Here is a 15944-nt window from a genome sequence, read left to right as displayed (position 1 = left end):
GACGGCGTTCAAGATCTACATTTGATTGCGACGTCAAGTTAGTTCCCGTGTCGAAGGGAGCCGCCATGAGTACGGCGGAAGAACGCGCAGCAGCCTTGGATCTCGTAGCCCGGCTCAAGTCTTCTTATCCCGAGTTGCCGAATGCGCCGACTCCGGATCTCCTCGATCACAAGCGCATCTGGGCCTATCTGAAGACCGACCACGATGTGGGCGGCGAACCCGACGCTCCGATGCGCTACGAGAACAAGCAGTACGAGATCTGGGAACACAACACGTACGTGATCTGCGAAGTGCTTGCGTGGCGCGGGATCTGGCTGTCGGAGGAGCGCCGTCGGATCGGCAACGTCGACCTCGGACGGGCGATGTACCTCGGCCTTCCCTACTACGGGCGCTGGCTGCTCGCCGTCGCGCGAGTGCTTGCCGAGAAGCAGTACATCGGACTCACCGAACTGAGCGAACGAATGCTCGAGGTCCAGGCACGCTACGAGGGTGGCATGGAGGAGGGAAAGACGCTCGAGGCTAAGCCCAAGAGCGAGGGCGACGGTTCTGCGGTCAAGCGCAATACCCATCACATCCATGCGGTCGGCAAGGGTGACCCGCAGATTTTCGCGGGCAAAGCCGGCGAAGCGCGATTCAAGGTCGGCGATCCGGTGCTGGTACGTGAATTGCCTGCCCTTTTCTACACGCGCACACCGGAATACGTGCGCGGTGCGGTGGGGGAGATTGCCGCACTCGCCTACGAGAGTCCAGCTCCCGAGGACGAGACGTGGGACCGCCAGGACGCCAAACCCGAGTGGTTCTACGTCGTCAAGTTCGATATGGCGACCCTGTGGGACGACTACACCGGACCCGACAACGACGTCCTGCGTACCGAGATCCCCGAACGCTGGCTCGTTCCGGCGACCTAGTCCGCACCGATTGCCTTCTCCAGAAAGGGATTTCATGTCCGGCCACGATCACGACCATGACCACACTCGCACTGTCGCTCCGATGGTCGACGAGATCACCGACTTCGAAGTGCTGGAGATCGCGCTGCGTGAACTGTGCATCGAAAAGGGCATCTTCACGGCCGAGGAACATCGGCGCTTCACCGAATTCGCCGAACAGATCGGACCCACTCCGGCTGCGAACCTCGTTGCCCGGGCCTGGGTCGATCCCGACTTCAAGGCCTTGGCGCTGCGCGAACCGATGACCGCGAGCAAAGAGGTCGGTGTGGATTGGCTGGAGCCGACTGGTTTCGGCACCCCGAGCGATTTCACCGCCTTCTCGATCCTCGAGGACACACCTGACGTCCACAACGTGATCGTGTGTGCGTTGTGCTCGTGTTACCCGCGACCGATCCTCGGCAATTCGCCGGAGTGGTATCGCACACCGAACTATCGGCGGCGTCTGGTTCGCTGGCCGCGTCAGGTTCTTTCCGAATTCGGCTTGGTACTGCCCGAGGGTGTTGCTGTGCGGGTGCAGGATTCGAATCAGAAGCACAGATTTATGGTGATGCCGATGCGTCCGGAGGGTACCGACGGCTGGGACGAAAGTCAGCTCGCCGAGATCGTCACCCGCGACTGCCTGATCGGCGTTGCGCTGCCGAAAGCAGGTGTGACGACCAACGTGATCACCTACACCCGTCCGGCCATCCATCCCATCCCTTGATGGAGGGAGATCACGTGAGTACGCCACACGACATCGCGCCCCTGCAGGCGATCGTGGAACGCAACCAGGTCTGGCCACGGATGGCAGCCAAGTACGGCGTGACCAACCCCGTGCCGCCGTGGAAAACCAGTCTCGACGGGATCTGCGACGCGCTCGACCGCTCGAATTGTGAAGCCGATACTCCGAACTTCAAGGACAGACGCGACGAGGAAGATGCGCTGTCGGCGACGGTCTACGCTGACCTGCCCTATCCGGAGAATCAGCTTGTCGCGCTTGCACATTCGCTTGTCGAGCGAGGAATTATCAACGAGGCGGAACTGCAGGAGAGGCTTGCCGTCATCCGGGCACGGCTCGAGGCCTGAACTACCCGGGCAGCACGCGATTTCCGGCGCGTAGCGCGTTGCGTTTGAGCCGCCCGGCCAGTCGTCCGACCGTCGATTCGAGGCCGCCTCGTGCTGCAGGCGGTTCGAAGGACACGGCGTCGCCCTGTCGCAGCCGACCCGATTCCTCGACGTCCGCGTAGACACCCAAGCATCTGTCGGCATGCCTGGATACCGCTCGCACAACGCTGGGATCGGCATCGAGTCCGTAGTGCTGTTGCTCGCGTAGCGGCATCGAACATCGCACAGTCGGGATTTCCACGCGTATCGCGGCACCTGGCGCTCGAAGAATGCCGCCGAGCCAGCCCTGCTCGACAAGTCCGTTGGCAGCGGTGGTGTCGATGACGACATTTGGTCGGAATCGTCGGGTGTCGAAGTTGCCGTTCGGCTCGTGTCCCGCCATCGTCGCCAGGCTCGCGGTGGTGAGTACGTGCAACGGGTAGGCATCGGCGAAAATGCCTATTGGAGTGGCAAACAGGGCGAGCTCGGCCAATTTTCGGAGTGGAAACATCGACAGATCAGGAAGATCGTCGGCGTCCTCGATTGCGAATTGCCGACGGATGTCGGCGTTGTTCGGGCGGACTCCTCGGTAGGCGCCTTTGTCACTGGTCGGCGGTAGCGATACCAGCGAGACGTTCTTGCGGGTCAGTTCGCTCAGCTTCGCGTCCATCCGCTCGCTGTCCGTCGAAGTGACGGTTACGCCGTCGGGAAAGGTGACCACGACGTCGACGACGTTTCCCGGCCCCGCGTCGGCAGGCGGTTCGGCGACGAAACGGGCCGAGCAGCCGAGCAACACGGGCAACCGACGTGCCGTCGTGACGGCGCCGAGGTCCAGGTCCCGCACTGCCCATAGCCGGTCGGCTCGAAGTGCGCGGTCGTCGATGTGCGCATCGGGCAACTGCTCGCCGCCCATCGATTTGACCGGGTAGCGCCACAGTTCGGCAATTGTTCCGACAACCATGGACTGAAAGCTACCCCGATCTGTTCGCGATAGCTCTCAGCCGGCCTCGTGCTCGGATTGTTTGTCCAGCAGGTCAGCGAGGAAGTTCCCCACGACGGTTTCGATCGTTCGCTCGATCGAAATCGCAAGGGATGCAGTTACAGAACTCACCGCGAGCGTTCGGAATTCGACGAGCATGCTCGCCAGGTCCGTCAGATCGGCCTCGCCGCGCGGCTTGGCAGGGTCGAAGCGCCTCGCCACCTGTTGGGCGCCGGCATCCACGAGGGTGCGACTGATCTTGTCGATCGACGGCGACACCTCCTCGTGGACGTCGATCACCGTGTCCATTGCCATCCCGTAGTTACGCATCGCCTCGAACGCGCGCAGTAGTTTCGGGCGGGCGGCGATGGCCTTGTCTCCGTCGAGGCTGACCAACCCGAGAGAGACGAGACGGTCGAGGCTGTGCTGGTCTCCGGCGAGTCGCCGAACGGCGTCGACGCTCATCTCTTCCGGCTCGTCCTCGGACCACTTCTTGACGAGTGCTTCCTGGAGTCCGAGCACATCGGCAAGTTCCTTGCCGTCTTCCAACGCGGTGAGCATCTCGCGGACGTGGGTGATGTTGTACCCGCGATCGAGCATCGACGAGATTAGCTTCAACCGTTCGAGGTGCGAATCGTCGAAGAGGGCAAGGCGACCGACCCTGCGAGGCGGCTGCAGCAGTCCCCGTTCGCGGTAGGCGCGAATGTTGCGGGTTGTCGTGCCGGACAGCCGGGCAAGGTCGTCGATGCGGTACTCGCCGCTGCTGTTCGAATCCGGTTGCAGCAGAGCCAAATCGAGCAATTGAGCGACCGCGCCGCCGATTGCATCGCGAGACTGACGACGGACCCGACCCGGCGCCTTGCGAATGTTGTCGAGAGCAACGGCGACCGGACTCGGATGCGCAGGCTTGCGCGGCGGTAGAGAAGGGGTCACACCGTCACCTCGCAACGTCGGTCACAACTTCGACTGTGCCATTTTTCAATGGACGGTTTCGATCGTAGCGGAGTACAGCGTCGGACCTACCGTCGGTCGAGGGCGAAGACCCGCAGGTCACGGTCGGTGCGTCCGGTGTAGTTCTCGTATGTCTTTGTGAAGTCGACGAACATCGCAAAGGCGCGGTCCCGCTCGTCCCCGTGCAGCTGAGTTGCGGTGACGGGAATCTCGGCACCGCCGATGCTCACCGATGCGTCCGGGTTCGCGAGCAGATTCCACGACCAGGCCGGATGCTTCTCCTGTCCGAAGTTGCTGCCTACGAGGAAGATTCGATTGCCGGAACGCATATAGGTCAGCGGATTGGTTCGGCGTTCGCCGGACTTTGCACCGACGGTGTGGAGCAACAACAGCGGCACACCGACCGGCCCGAGGATCGTGTAGCGACCCCGACTTCGGACGAGCAGCTTGTGGTCGTACGGGACAAGTTTGCGGAAGATCCACGAACCCGTCCGCGAGGATGTGAACGCTGTGATCGGTTTGTTGAGCCACGGCCGGTCACGACCCCAGCGGACATCGGGAAACGCCTCGTCGGACATCGTCCAATTATGGATCCGCGCTCGGTCGGCGTGCACGAAAACGGGTCGGTGTGCACTCGTCAAGAGTGCACACCGACCCGATTCGATGCGTGGTGACGGCTACCGAAGGTCGACCACCGACGCCGGCGGAGTCGTGTCGTAGAGATCGACGATCGCAGTGGCGTACTTCTCGGCAATCGGCTTGCGCTTGAGCTTCATAGTCGGTGTCAGCTCGATACCGCCCGGCTCCCATGCGGTGTCGGTGATGACGAACCTCTTGATCTGCTCGACGCGGGACAGCTTGGCATTGCCTGCTCGGATCGCCTCGGCGACCTCCTTGCGGATCTCTTCTCGGGCAGCCAAAGTCGCGATGTCGGCATTCGGGGTGTCGAACGCCTTTGCCCGCGCCGCAGCGGCATCGGGGTCGAGAGCGATGATCGCCGAGATGTACGGCTTGTCGTCGCCGATCGCGACGACCTGGCCGATGAGCGACGTCGCCGCCTTCATTGCGTTCTCGATGTTGGTCGGCGACATGTTCTTGCCCGACTCGCTGATGATCAGTTCCTTCTTGCGGTCGACGATCTTGACGTTGCCTTCGTCGTCGATCGTGCCGATGTCACCGGTCGCCAACCAGCCGTCCGCGTCGAGCGTTTCGGCTGTCTTGTCGGGCTGCTTGCGGTACCCGCGCATCACGGCGGCGCCGCGGATGAACAGTTCGCCGTCCTCACCGAGCTTGAGCTCGATACCGGGAAGTGCCTTGCCGACGGTTCCGATCTTCGGATTTTCGCGGTCGGTCAGTGTGGTGCCACCGCACGACTCCGACATGCCCCACACCTCCTGTACGGGGATGCCGATGGCGAGGAAGAATTCCAGCACCTCGACGGGGATCGCGGACGCGCCGGAGATCGCGAGCTGCACCTGGTCGAGGCCGAGAGCGTGACGAACCTTCGAAAGCACAAGGGTGTCGGCAATTTTGTGCTGTGCCGAGAGCACAGGGCCAAGGCTCTTGCCTTCGATATTCAGTCGTGCGGCCTTCTTGCCGACACCGACTGCCCAGCCTGCAAGGTTCTTCTTGACCGGACTCTGCTCTTCGGCCAGCTTGGCCTCGATGCCCGTACGAACCTTCTGCCACACCCGCGGCACACCGAAGAAGATCGTCGGACGCGTGTCAGGGAGAGCCGCAGCGATCTCGCGAGGATCGATGACCGAGGTGATCTGGATGCCGCGAACCTGGTTGGCCGCGTGCGCGGAAACCCGGTCGGCGATGTGTGCGGCAGGCAGGTAGGACGCGATTCGATCGTTGAACCCGACATCGAGATACGGATTCAGAGCGAGCAGTTCGGCGATGATGCTGCGATGGGTCAGCTCGACGCCCTTGGGCGGGCCGGTTGTGCCCGACGTGTAGATGAGCGTTGCGAGGTCGTCGGGTTGTACTGCACGCCAAGCGGATTCGAAGTCGAAGCCGGGAGCCGGGGTCGATTCGAGCTCGGCGAGGGAGATGGTGCCCTCGGCAGTTCCGTCCACGACGACTATGTGTTCGAGTGCCGCGCCGGACGCCTTGATCTGCGAAAGGAACACCTGCTCGGTGATGACCACCGTGTTCTCGGCATTGCCGAACAGGTAGGCGATCTGCTCCGGAGAGCTGGTGTTGTAGATGGAGAACGGCGTCGCGCCGAGGTGCAGCGCCGCGGTGTCGACGAGGTGAAACTCGGGCCGGTTGCGCAGCATGATGCCTACGGTGTCGCCTGCTTTCACGCCGAGCCCTGCCAGGCCGGCGGCGATCGCCTGTACACGTTGTGCGTACTCCGACCAGGTGATCGTCTGGACATCGCCGGGCGTGCGAATCGCAACGCTGGACGGCTGGAGCCGGACGGTTTCCTGAAAGGCCTCGGGAAGGGTACGAACGCTCTTTCCCGACGCGTGCTGGAACGCAATATCTGTGTCAGTCATGCCCACTCCAAGTGGTTGCCCGGGCTGCGGTTCGCTCGGGGGATCGTCATCGTTGAACGAAGTGTCGTGTCGAAGTGATAGTGGCGGTTGTCACAACTACCGACAGCGCCAGAACTTACCACCGTGCGCACGTTTTGTCTGATTCGCGGGGGGAGCGGCAGGGGATCGTCATTAGGCGCATCGGGCGACCGTTTTACGCTGACGACATGACAGAGCCGGGCGGACGCGGTCGCTACGTCGACCGCTTCCTGACGTTCATCGATGCGATCGTTGCAATCGCCATCACGCTGCTGATCCTGCCCCTCGTCGATCTCACCACCGATTACACGGGATCGGCCGTGGATCTGATTCGTGAGCACGTGCCAGAACTGCTGGCCTTCGGCCTGAGTTTCGTTGTGATCTTCCGATTTTGGAAGGCGCAACATCACATTCTGCGTGACGTGATCGACCTCGATGGTCCCGCAACGCAGACGTTGACCTGCTGGGCGTTCACCATTGTCTTCCTGCCCTTTCCGACGGCACTCGCATCGTCGAGTCCGCCGGATGAAACATCGACGCGCGCGTTGTACGTCGGCACCATGGCGGCCAGTGCTGGAGCGCTGGCCGTGCTCTCGTGGGCGGTCGCTCGGAATCCCGCCTTGCGTAGTGGCGCACAGGCGCCGGACCCGAAGCAAGCGTTTGCGACGTTTTCGATTCTCGTCGTTGCCCTTGCGCTCACAACGGCGATCCCGGCGACGGGTTACTACCCGCTACTGCTGTTGTTCCTGACCGGGCGATTCGTAGACGTGTGGCACCGGTTCGAACGGAAACCTGCTTCGTAGAAGCCGAACTGGCTCAGGCGTCGACGGCCTGTGGCTCGGTGAGCTCGGCAGCACTCGTCGAGTCTCCCGGTCCGGTGAGACCTGCGTCGTCGAGCGCTTTGGCGGCAGCGTTGCGTCCGAGCTCGATCAACTCTTCAGCGCGGTGAAAGTCGAGTGTGCGACCGGCAGTCCGCGGAATCTCGATGAGGACGTCGGGTGGATGACCCGCACGCTGATAGCGGGCCAATGCTGCCTGCATTACATCCAGTGACCGGTTCATCACGTCGATTCGGCCCAGGTTGGGCCATTCGTCGTCGTCTGTCTCGGCGGCTGATTCGACAGCTGCCTTTGCCTTTTCGTCTTCGTCGTCGGCGGACGCAGCCGCGAAACGTTCGATGACGGAGGTGACCGGCGCGCTGAGCTGCTCGGCGCTTCGTCGGATTTTGCCGACCCACTCGTTGAGAGCGCCAGGGTCGGCCGGAGTGGCCGGAGTCGCCCAGTCGTCATGGCCGGGAGCATCCCCGCTGAGACTGATGCCGATCGTGAGGTCGGCGTCGATGCCCGCCGTCGCAACGACGGGCAGCGGATCGAGAATGCCACCGTCGGCGAGGACGCGACCGTGTGTCAGCAGTGGGGAGATGACGCCGGGAATCGCGATGGACGCGCGGATAGCGGTGTCTACAGCACCTCGTTGGAACCACACGGCGCGTCCGGTGACGAGGTCGGTCGCAATAGCGACGTAGGGCATCGGCAGTTCTTCGATAGTGATGTCGCCGAGGATCTCGCGAATGTGGTCGAGGATCTTCTCGGCACGAATCGCCCCTGCCACCTGTATGGAGGGGTCGAGTAGCCGAATCACTTCGAACTGAGTGAGCGAGAGCGCCCATTCGGTGAACTCGGTGAGCTTGCCCGCGGCATAGACGCCACCGATCAGGGCGCCCATCGAGGATCCCGCGACACCGGCAACCTCGAAGCCGCGACTCTCCAGCTCGTTGATTGCTCCGATGTGCGCATAGCCACGAGCCCCTCCGCTGCCGAGGGCGAGTGCGATGCGTCGAGGTTCTACCATTGCCTGATTTTATCCCGGTATGCATGGGAAAATGGCCTTGTCGGGCCGTGCCGAACATCACTGCTAGCAATTGCAAGCAACCCTGTAACAAGTTCAACGTGTTGCTGGATAGTTACTACGGACTGCCCACGCTCTGGGCTTTCCGATTGATCAGACTCTCAGGAGATCAGTAGATGGCATCAGCGGCGTTCGACACCGATCGCAGCTCGCGTACGTTCGCGCAATCCGAGCGGGAGCGCTGGCAGGCCGAATACGCCAATCGGCTCGCCATCACCGACCTACTCGTCGTCGTCGGGGCCGTCCTCACCGCACAGTTCGTTCGGTTCGGCGGCCTGAGCGGTGACACCTCGCTGTTCTCGCTGGGCCGTGAGGTTTCCTACGCCGTTGTGTCAGCTGTCATCATCGTCGGCTGGCTCGCCGTGCTCGCCATCTTTCACACCCGTTCGACCAAGGTGATCGGCAGCGGCGCCGAGGAATATCGCCGAATCGCGACCGCGACCTTCCGCCTGTTCGGCATCGTCGCCATCGTGGCTCTGCTCGCCCGAGTCGATTTGGCACGCGGCTACCTGGCGATCGCTTTCCCGCTCGGCCTCGCGGCCCTGATGCTCAATCGTCGGGCCTGGCGCCGATACGCCACCCGCATGCGGGCGAACAACCAGTACCAAACCTCGGTTCTCGTCGTCGGCAGTCACTATGCGGCCAGGGCTACCGCATTGGCTTTCGCCCGTGAACCGCACGCCGGCTACCGCGTCGTCGGGATCTGCACCCCTGAAGGTCCGACCGACGACGTGTCGTCGATCGAGGTCGGGGACCTGAACATCCCTATTCTCGGCACCGACCGAACCGTGCTGGAGACGGTCCGGTTGACCGGAGCCGACACGGTTGCGCTGACAGCCACGGACAATTTCGGTCCCGGTGATACCCGCAAGCTCGTCTGGGATCTCGAACCACTCGGTGTCGATCTCATCGTCACCCCCGGCGTTGTCGACGTTGCTGGTCAGCGGCTCGAAAGCCGACCGGTCGCCGACATGCCGATGCTGCACGTGGAGAAGCCGCAATACGACCGGACCCGCTCACTCGGCAAGAAGGCCTTCGACTTCTTCTTCGCGGCGTTCGCCACGTTGCTGATCTCGCCGATCATGATCGCTGCTGCGATAGCGGTGAAAACCAACAGCCCCGGACCCGTTTTCTACCGGTCTGAGCGAATCGGCCTCGACGGCAAGCCGTTCCAGATGATCAAGTTCCGCAGCATGTTCGTCGACGCGGACAAACACGTTGCCGCGTTGCAGGAGGAGAACGACGGCGCGGGGCCGCTTTTCAAGATGCGCGACGATCCACGCGTCACCTCGGTCGGTCGCTTCCTGCGCAGGTACAGCCTGGATGAGCTACCACAATTCTTGAACGTACTGCGCGGTGAGATGAGTGTCGTCGGCCCGCGGCCGCCGCTGCGCAGTGAGGTCGAGCAGTACAACGACACCGTTCGCAGACGTCTGATGGTCAAGCCCGGTGTCACGGGTCTGTGGCAGGTCAGCGGTCGATCGGATCTGTCGTGGCACGAAGCGATCAGACTGGACCTGTCCTACATCGAGAACTGGTCGATGATCCACGACCTGCTCATCATCAAGAAGACCATCAGTGCGGTCGCCGGGAGCGACGGCGCGTACTGACGAGGCTCACGCTGACCTCAGCGGTCAGTGGGTGAGGTCGTCGATCGATTCGGTGGTGGCCGCAGGCGCGAAGCGGGGCTGCGGCAAACCGTAGAGCCAGCCCTGTGCGTAGCGGCAGCCGATATTCCGCACCTGCTGCCGCTGGTCTGTGCTCTCGACCCCCTCGGCAACAGTGACGAGGCCAAGTGCGTTCGACATCGCTTCGATCGAGTTGACGAGGACGCGGTCTTTCGCGTTCTGCGTGCTGTCGGAACCCAGCGTGGCGATGAAGCTCTTGTCGATTTTCACGATGTCGATCGGATACTTGTTCAGATTGCTCAACGCGGAGTACCCGATCCCGAAGTCGTCGAGGCAGATCGTCACACCCATCGAACTCAAGCTGTTCAAAATCGTCAGAGCCACATCGTGGTCGTCGATGAGTGCGGTTTCGGTCAGCTCGAGCCACAAAGCCGACGGCGGCAGTTCGTTCTTGGCAAGTGCTGCAGCGACGACATCGACGAAGCTCTCGTCGCGAAGCTGGCGTGCTGACAGATTGACCGAGACCGCGGGACGGTCCGCCGTTTCCTGCCAGAACCGTGCCAACTGCTCGCACGCCGAGTTGATGGCCCAAGCCCCGATCTCGATGATGATGTCACTGGATTCCGCCACCTCGATGAAGTAACCCGGCGTCCGCAACATGCCCTTGTGGCGCCAGCGGAGCAACGCTTCGTAGGTGGCGGTTCGCTCGGTTGTCGCATCGACGATGGGCTGATAGTGCAGTTCGAACTCGCGGTTGTTCAGCGCGTCGCGCAATGCGCTTGTCACCTGCAACTTCTGCATCGCCCGCTCGCGAAGCTGGTCGTCGAAGATCGCGTAGCTACCGGCACCCTTCGATTTGGCGTGATACATCGCCGAATCGGCTTCGCGAATCAAGTCGTCGAGGTCGGCTGGTTCCCCGTGCAGCGAGCTCTGGGAGATTCCGATACTCGTCGACAGCGTGACGCGAACTTGGCTCAGCTCGAAAGGTTTGCTGAAGGCTGCCAGGATCTGTTCCGCAAGCGCGATGGTCGCAAGGCGGTCGGCATGGGTTGTGACGACGAACTCGTCACCGCCGTGCCTGTGCACGATCCCGATAGCGCCGACGACGTCTTCGAGGCGCTCCGCAGCAGCCACGATCAATTCGTCCCCGGTGCGATGCCCGTAGCTGTCGTTGACCAGTTTGAAGTTGTCGAGATCCATGAACAGCAGGCTTGTCGGGCGAGCTGGTGCACCGACGCCGTGACGTCGGTGCGATGCGTAGAGCCAGGCTCGATTGGAGAGCCCGGTCAGTTCGTCGTGGGTGGCACGGTGGCGGGCGTCCGACTCCTTGTGGGCGATGGTGCGGACGGCGCGTTCACTCCGCCACAGGACGCCCGCGATCAGGGTGACCAGAATGACCGCGCGAACGATCTGGTCGGTGATGCCGAACGGTGGCCGGGTGGCGGGAATGGCCGACGCGAGCACACATGCGACCGCGACCACAACGAACCGCGGATGTGGCCGATCGGGGGCACTCGATTCCACGGATCCGATCTTCGCCATCCCAGGGTTCAACGCTGCGGCACCGAAACAGCCGTAGGAGAGCGTCGCGGCGATCATGAAGTAGCGCCCATCGCCGCTGGCTCTGATGGCATCGGTTGCATAGATGACGTCGGAAGCCAGGAGCAGAATCGTCGCCGAACCGATCAGTACGAAGGCGCGATTGCCGCGGGCAGCAGTGAAGGCGACGTGCGCGATCATCGCGACGACGAAGGCGTCGACGACCAATTGCACTCCCGCGGCGAAACGGGGGTCCTCGAGGCTGCTGCCCGCACCGACGGCGGGGGACAGCAGGAGCACCCACGCGGCCATGAGGGCGCCGACTCCGACGAGCGCCGAGTCGATGGCGACGGTGCGTGCCGTGTTCTTCGAGTACGTCCGGAGCCAAACCAACGCTGCCGCAGCGGTGAGCGGACCGGCGAGGAGCATGATCAGTTGGGGTACGAGGGCGACGCCCGGGTAGTGATCAGCTGCCCGTCCGAGCAACATACCGCCGGTGGTCGACACCGTATTCGCCGCCGCGATCAGCCACCACGGTGCAGGCAGATGCGGCTTGTGTCGGTATATCCCGACAACGATTGCGACCGTCGAAAGTATCGCGGTCGTTGCCAGCGGGGCTTGATTGGCCGGAGCGGGCAGCAACAGCACGGCGGTTGCTGCGACGACAGAACCAGCAAGGAACAGCCAGGCGGGTGCGCTCGGCCGCCGGGTGCTCATCGAACTCCTCGGGTTGTCCACGCAGATCTCGAGATCCCCACATGCAAGACGTGGCGAATTCGGTCGATGCGACTGAACCCGAGACGATTAGCGCGATGTTATCTCGAGGTTTGCGGGGGTTTCGGTGGAAGTCGCGGATTCGGCTCGACGATGTGCGAGGTATGTCCGTTTCGTGCTGTGCGCTAACACACTCGAAACGTGACGCGCCGTCTTCCTCACTGGACAGGCGCGCTTGCTTTCCGTAATCTTCCCGTGACCTCGAAAACCAGCCGAGCCGCTCCTGGTCCGGCATCGACGGTCACCGCCTAATCGAAGTCCGTGGACTTCGAGCCGGGGAACCATGTTCTCTGGGGTGAATCTCCCTGTACCGCTTGCGGTTTGGGAGTAGGGCTGCCCTTCCAGGCCCGAACCCGTCAGCTAACTCGGTCGGCGGACCGATGGAAGAATGGAGATTACTTTCTGTGGCTAAGCACAGATTGCAGCGCGAGTCGAGCGTCAGTCGAACCGTGCGAGGGGCAGTGATCGCAGGCGCGGTCACCGCTGGAACTGTCGGTCTGCCCGCGGTACCGGCAATGGCCGCGACCGTCACGATTCCCGGCATCGGCGATTTCAACGTCCCGGATATGCCGCAGCTTCCGGTCTTCGCCGCACCCGAACTGCCGCCGCTTCCGCAGTTCCAGGGCCTACCCGGCATTCCGCCGCTGCCGCAGGTCGCGGAGTCCACCGGCGAACGCGCACTCGATGCCGCACGTACGAAGGTCGGCGCGCGCTACTCGTGGGGCGGTACCGGACCGAACGCCTTCGACTGCTCCGGTTTGGTGCAGTGGGCCTACAAGCAAGCGGGCATCAACCTGCCACGCACGTCGTTCGAACAGGGCACCGTCGGTCAGCCGGTTTCGATCAGCGACCTTCGTCCCGGCGATATCGTCATCTCGAACGGTGGTGGCCACGCGTCGATCTACGCGGGCGACGGCCAGATTCTCGAAGCCTCGACGACCGGTGTTCCTGTGCAGTTCTCACCGCTGAGCTCGCAGTCGTTCTACGCGGCACGCCGCATCTGATTTCGACGGTCGACGCGACCGCGGCTGCGGTCGACGTCGCCTTCGTCAGGTGTGGAGTACGGGGACCTCCAACGCGTCTGTCTACGATGGGTTTCGTTGCGATCTGCCATCGGACGCTGAGGGGGTGACATGAGCGAGCCCGGTCACATCTCGCGTGCAGGTACCCGATTCGGGCCTTACCAGTTGCAGAGACTGCTCGGCAAGGGCGGCATGGGTGAGGTGTACGAGGCCTACGACACGGTGAAAGACCGGACGGTCGCGGTCAAACTGCTCCCCGAGTCTCTTGCGAAGAACCTCGACTACCAGGAACGATTCCGCCGCGAGTCGCGGGCCGCCGCCCGATTGCAGGAACCGCACGTCATCCCGATCCACGACTGGGGTGAAATCGATGGCGTTCTCTATATCGACATGCGGCTGGTGCCTGGGGAAGACCTGCGTGCGGTGCTGCGGCGCGAGACACTGCTTTCTCCCGCACGCGCGGTCGGCATAATCGGCCAGATCGCAGCCGCGCTCGACGCGGCGCACGCCGATCATCTCGTCCATCGTGACGTGAAGCCTGAAAATATCCTGCTCACCGCCAACGACTTCGCCTATCTCGTCGATTTCGGTATTGCCAACAACGAGACCGATCCGAGTCTGACAAAAGTTGGTACGGCGATCGGCTCCTATGCGTACATGGCGCCGGAGCGGTTCGACTCGGGCGGCGTCACCAAACGAGCCGACATCTATTCGCTGGCGTGTGTGCTGCACGAATGCCTGACCGGCGCGCCGCCGTATCCGACGACAAGCGTGAGCGTGCTGATCATGTCGCATGTGAACGCGCCGCCGTCGCGACCCGGAACGCACCAGGCCGGCATCACGCCGGGTCTCGATGCTGTCGTTGTGCGAGGCCTGGCCAAGAATCCGGCGGACCGATTCGAGTCAGCGGGCGACTTCGCTCGTGCGGCGCAGCAAGCGTTGATCGGTACCGGCCCGGACGGTGTCTACATACCCGCTCCGCCGACGGTGCCGAACGCGCCTGTGTTCGGTGAACGCAATCAACCTCCGCAGCAGATGCCGCCAGGCGGTCCGCGGAATGTGCCACCACCGTTGCCCCCGCCACCGAACTGGCAGCAGCCGAACGGTCAGCCGTATGCGCCTCCCACGAAGTCGTCCGGGTCGCGAATCGCAGTTGGGGCGTTGCTTGTCGTCCTGCTCGTACTCGGCGTGACCTTCGGCTGGATCTACCTGACGAGGTCGGACGACGGGTCGACGAACGCGCGGGACGGCGTCACGACGTCGGAATCCCCGGGCGAATCGACGAACCCGACACCGACGACCGCGGAACAGGTCTCGCTGCCCTCGGGGGCGCAGCCGTGCGATCAGCTCTACCCGGAAACATCGGCGTACACCACATCGGCGAAGGGCACGCTCATCACGTCGTGCCCGTTCGCGGAAGAAGTTCGTGTCGCCTATGCGGGTAGCGGGCCGCCAGGGGAGTCGCGACCGGTGGTCGCCATCAGTCCGGTGACACAGCAGGCCTACACGATGGACTGCACGGCGAGTGGTCCACTCGTTACCTGCACAGGAGGGGACAACGCGGTGGTCTATGTCTACTGAGCGGCGGCGACGGTGGTCGTCCGGCATCGCTGCCGTCACGGTTCTGCTCGCACTCGGCACCGGTTGCCAGTCACCCGAGCGGGCTACCGACGGCACTCCCGCTGCGCAACCGCCGACGGTCTCGAGCGATCGATCCCCGACCGGATCGGGGTCGGCGACAGCTCCGCCGACGGCATCGACAGCAGCACCGGGGTTACCGCAGCTCCAAGCCAGCTTCGAGGAATTGCAAGCGACGCTCGCGGGTACGGTCGGTGTCGCAATCGCTCCAGTTGGGGCGGGCGGCAATCCGATCATGTTGGGCGAGTGGACAAGTGGTCCAGCGTGGTCGACCATCAAGGTGCCTTTGGCGATTGCAGCATTCAGGCAGGTCGGCTCGGGTGCATCGAAATACGCCACCCCAGCGATAACGCAATCCGACAATGCTGCAGCAGAACAGCTTTGGGAACAGCTAGGCACACCCGCTCAGGCAGGGCCGGCCGTTCAGGCGGTCTTGGTGGAAACCGGTGACGAGATCACGACCGTCCAGCAACGTAAGATTCGACCGGAATACTCGGCCTTCGGGCAAACCGAATGGTCACTCGCAGAACAGGTTCGGTTCACAGCCGACCTGCCGTGCCTCCCGCTGGCAGCACCCGTCGTCGACCTGATGGGTTCGATAGCAGCGGATCAGCAGTGGGGGCTCGGGGCCGTCGAAGGAGCGAAATACAAGGGCGGCTGGGGTCCGGGCGCTGTCGACGGCGGCTACCTGGTCCGGCAGTTGGGGTTGATCACAACGCCGACCGGACAGATCGCGATCTCGATGGCGGCGTCGCCGAAATCCGGGACTTTCGAGGACGGCACCGACATTCTGACCGAGATCGGCCAGTGGCTCTCGAAGCACGTATCCGAATTGACGCCGGGGAACTGCGCATAGGCGCTCCGCGCTCGTGAGTCCTTCCGGAGGGCCTGACCACCGAAAAGACTCACGAGCGGCGTAGCCGCCCGGTGCGAACCGAAGGGGCGCTGCG

General features: G+C 63.1%; 14 protein-coding genes and 1 riboswitch. Of the genes, 8 read left to right on the top strand and 6 right to left on the bottom strand.

Annotation, left to right across the window (positions count from 1 at the left end; all coding sequences use genetic code 11):
* Window positions 1-65 precede the first annotated feature (65 nt).
* The 3 genes from JGU71_RS05100 to JGU71_RS05090 all read left to right on the top strand — a co-directional run bounded on the left by JGU71_RS05100 (window position 66) and on the right by JGU71_RS05090 (window position 2012).
* A complete protein-coding gene (locus JGU71_RS05100) occupies window positions 66-908 on the top strand; it encodes an SH3-like domain-containing protein (RefSeq protein ID WP_199702975.1) in 843 nt (280 codons plus the stop codon).
* Window positions 909-942: 34 nt separating this feature from the next.
* Entirely contained in the window at window positions 943-1650 is a 708-nt protein-coding gene (gene scnC, locus JGU71_RS05095; RefSeq protein ID WP_199702974.1) for a thiocyanate hydrolase subunit gamma, read from the top strand.
* Between the two features lie 80 nt (window positions 1651-1730).
* Window positions 1731-2012, top strand: coding sequence for an SH3-like domain-containing protein (locus JGU71_RS05090; RefSeq protein WP_233528848.1), 282 nt, complete (start codon window positions 1731-1733; stop codon window positions 2010-2012).
* A 1-nt stretch (window position 2013) separates the two neighbouring features.
* Here the strand turns inward: JGU71_RS05090 and JGU71_RS05085 are convergent, their stop codons facing one another.
* From JGU71_RS05085 to JGU71_RS05070, 4 genes are all read right to left on the bottom strand, one after another.
* Window positions 2014-2991 (bottom strand): MOSC domain-containing protein, encoded by a 978-nt coding sequence (locus JGU71_RS05085; protein ID WP_199702972.1) that lies wholly within the window; start codon window positions 2989-2991, stop codon window positions 2014-2016.
* A 36-nt stretch (window positions 2992-3027) separates the two neighbouring features.
* On the bottom strand, window positions 3028-3942 hold the full coding sequence (locus JGU71_RS05080; protein WP_199702971.1) for a MerR family transcriptional regulator: 915 nt from the start codon (window positions 3940-3942) through the stop codon (window positions 3028-3030).
* A gap of 86 nt (window positions 3943-4028) precedes the next feature.
* Window positions 4029-4538: a nitroreductase/quinone reductase family protein gene (locus tag JGU71_RS05075; RefSeq protein ID WP_199702970.1), complete on the bottom strand. Its 510-nt coding sequence runs from the start codon at window positions 4536-4538 to the stop codon at window positions 4029-4031.
* A gap of 99 nt (window positions 4539-4637) precedes the next feature.
* A complete protein-coding gene (locus JGU71_RS05070) occupies window positions 4638-6467 on the bottom strand; it encodes an AMP-dependent synthetase/ligase (RefSeq protein WP_199702969.1) in 1830 nt (609 codons plus the stop codon).
* Window positions 6468-6673: 206 nt separating this feature from the next.
* Between JGU71_RS05070 and JGU71_RS05065 the strand changes: the two genes are divergently transcribed.
* Window positions 6674-7288, top strand: a complete 615-nt coding sequence (locus tag JGU71_RS05065; RefSeq protein ID WP_199702968.1) for a TMEM175 family protein — start codon at window positions 6674-6676, stop codon at window positions 7286-7288.
* Window positions 7289-7301: 13 nt separating this feature from the next.
* Here the strand turns inward: JGU71_RS05065 and JGU71_RS05060 are convergent, their stop codons facing one another.
* Window positions 7302-8336, bottom strand: coding sequence for a patatin-like phospholipase family protein (locus JGU71_RS05060; RefSeq protein WP_199702967.1), 1035 nt, complete (start codon window positions 8334-8336; stop codon window positions 7302-7304).
* 173 nt (window positions 8337-8509) lie between these two features.
* Between JGU71_RS05060 and JGU71_RS05055 the strand changes: the two genes are divergently transcribed.
* Window positions 8510-10003: a sugar transferase gene (locus tag JGU71_RS05055; RefSeq protein WP_199702966.1), complete on the top strand. Its 1494-nt coding sequence runs from the start codon at window positions 8510-8512 to the stop codon at window positions 10001-10003.
* 24 nt (window positions 10004-10027) lie between these two features.
* Here the strand turns inward: JGU71_RS05055 and JGU71_RS05050 are convergent, their stop codons facing one another.
* Window positions 10028-12277 carry a putative bifunctional diguanylate cyclase/phosphodiesterase gene (locus tag JGU71_RS05050; protein WP_199702965.1) on the bottom strand — a complete coding sequence of 750 codons (2250 nt, stop codon included), beginning with the start codon at window positions 12275-12277 and terminating at the stop codon, window positions 10028-10030.
* Window positions 12278-12569: 292 nt separating this feature from the next.
* Window positions 12570-12723: riboswitch (cyclic di-AMP (ydaO/yuaA leader) on the top strand.
* 60 nt (window positions 12724-12783) lie between these two features.
* Between JGU71_RS05050 and JGU71_RS05045 the strand changes: the two genes are divergently transcribed.
* The 3 genes from JGU71_RS05045 (at window position 12784) to JGU71_RS05035 (ending at window position 15850) form a co-directional block, all read left to right on the top strand.
* Window positions 12784-13338, top strand: a complete 555-nt coding sequence (locus JGU71_RS05045) for a C40 family peptidase (protein WP_372433127.1) — start codon at window positions 12784-12786, stop codon at window positions 13336-13338.
* A 129-nt stretch (window positions 13339-13467) separates the two neighbouring features.
* The gene (locus JGU71_RS05040) at window positions 13468-14937 is read left to right on the top strand and encodes a serine/threonine-protein kinase (protein ID WP_199702963.1); all 1470 of its coding nucleotides are present in this window, start codon (window positions 13468-13470) and stop codon (window positions 14935-14937) included.
* A complete protein-coding gene (locus JGU71_RS05035; protein ID WP_199702962.1) occupies window positions 14927-15850 on the top strand; it encodes a serine hydrolase in 924 nt (307 codons plus the stop codon). Before JGU71_RS05040 ends, JGU71_RS05035 begins: the two co-directional genes overlap by 11 nt.
* Window positions 15851-15944 lie beyond the last annotated feature (94 nt).

The sequence above is a fragment of the Antrihabitans stalagmiti genome, from assembly GCF_016482825.1.
GTDB lineage: Bacteria > Actinomycetota > Actinomycetes > Mycobacteriales > Mycobacteriaceae > Antrihabitans > Antrihabitans stalagmiti.
This window is presented reverse-complemented; position numbering and strand designations above follow the sequence as displayed.

Excerpts from the sequence above, each read along its gene's own strand:
- JGU71_RS05050 (WP_199702965.1), bottom strand. The coding sequence starts at position 12,277 with ATGAGCACCCGGCGGCCGAGCGCACCCGCCTGGCTGTTCCTTGCTGGT.
- JGU71_RS05035 (WP_199702962.1), top strand. The coding sequence starts at position 14,927 with ATGTCTACTGAGCGGCGGCGACGGTGGTCGTCCGGCATCGCTGCCGTC.
- JGU71_RS05085 (WP_199702972.1), bottom strand. The coding sequence starts at position 2,991 with ATGGTTGTCGGAACAATTGCCGAACTGTGGCGCTACCCGGTCAAATCG.
- JGU71_RS05040 (WP_199702963.1), top strand. The coding sequence starts at position 13,468 with ATGAGCGAGCCCGGTCACATCTCGCGTGCAGGTACCCGATTCGGGCCT.
- JGU71_RS05070 (WP_199702969.1), bottom strand. The coding sequence starts at position 6,467 with ATGACTGACACAGATATTGCGTTCCAGCACGCGTCGGGAAAGAGCGTT.
- JGU71_RS05060 (WP_199702967.1), bottom strand. The coding sequence starts at position 8,336 with ATGGTAGAACCTCGACGCATCGCACTCGCCCTCGGCAGCGGAGGGGCT.
- JGU71_RS05065 (WP_199702968.1), top strand. The coding sequence starts at position 6,674 with ATGACAGAGCCGGGCGGACGCGGTCGCTACGTCGACCGCTTCCTGACG.
- JGU71_RS05100 (WP_199702975.1), top strand. The coding sequence starts at position 66 with ATGAGTACGGCGGAAGAACGCGCAGCAGCCTTGGATCTCGTAGCCCGG.
- JGU71_RS05055 (WP_199702966.1), top strand. The coding sequence starts at position 8,510 with ATGGCATCAGCGGCGTTCGACACCGATCGCAGCTCGCGTACGTTCGCG.
- scnC (WP_199702974.1), top strand. The coding sequence starts at position 943 with ATGTCCGGCCACGATCACGACCATGACCACACTCGCACTGTCGCTCCG.
- JGU71_RS05090 (WP_233528848.1), top strand. The coding sequence starts at position 1,731 with ATGGCAGCCAAGTACGGCGTGACCAACCCCGTGCCGCCGTGGAAAACC.
- JGU71_RS05075 (WP_199702970.1), bottom strand. The coding sequence starts at position 4,538 with ATGTCCGACGAGGCGTTTCCCGATGTCCGCTGGGGTCGTGACCGGCCG.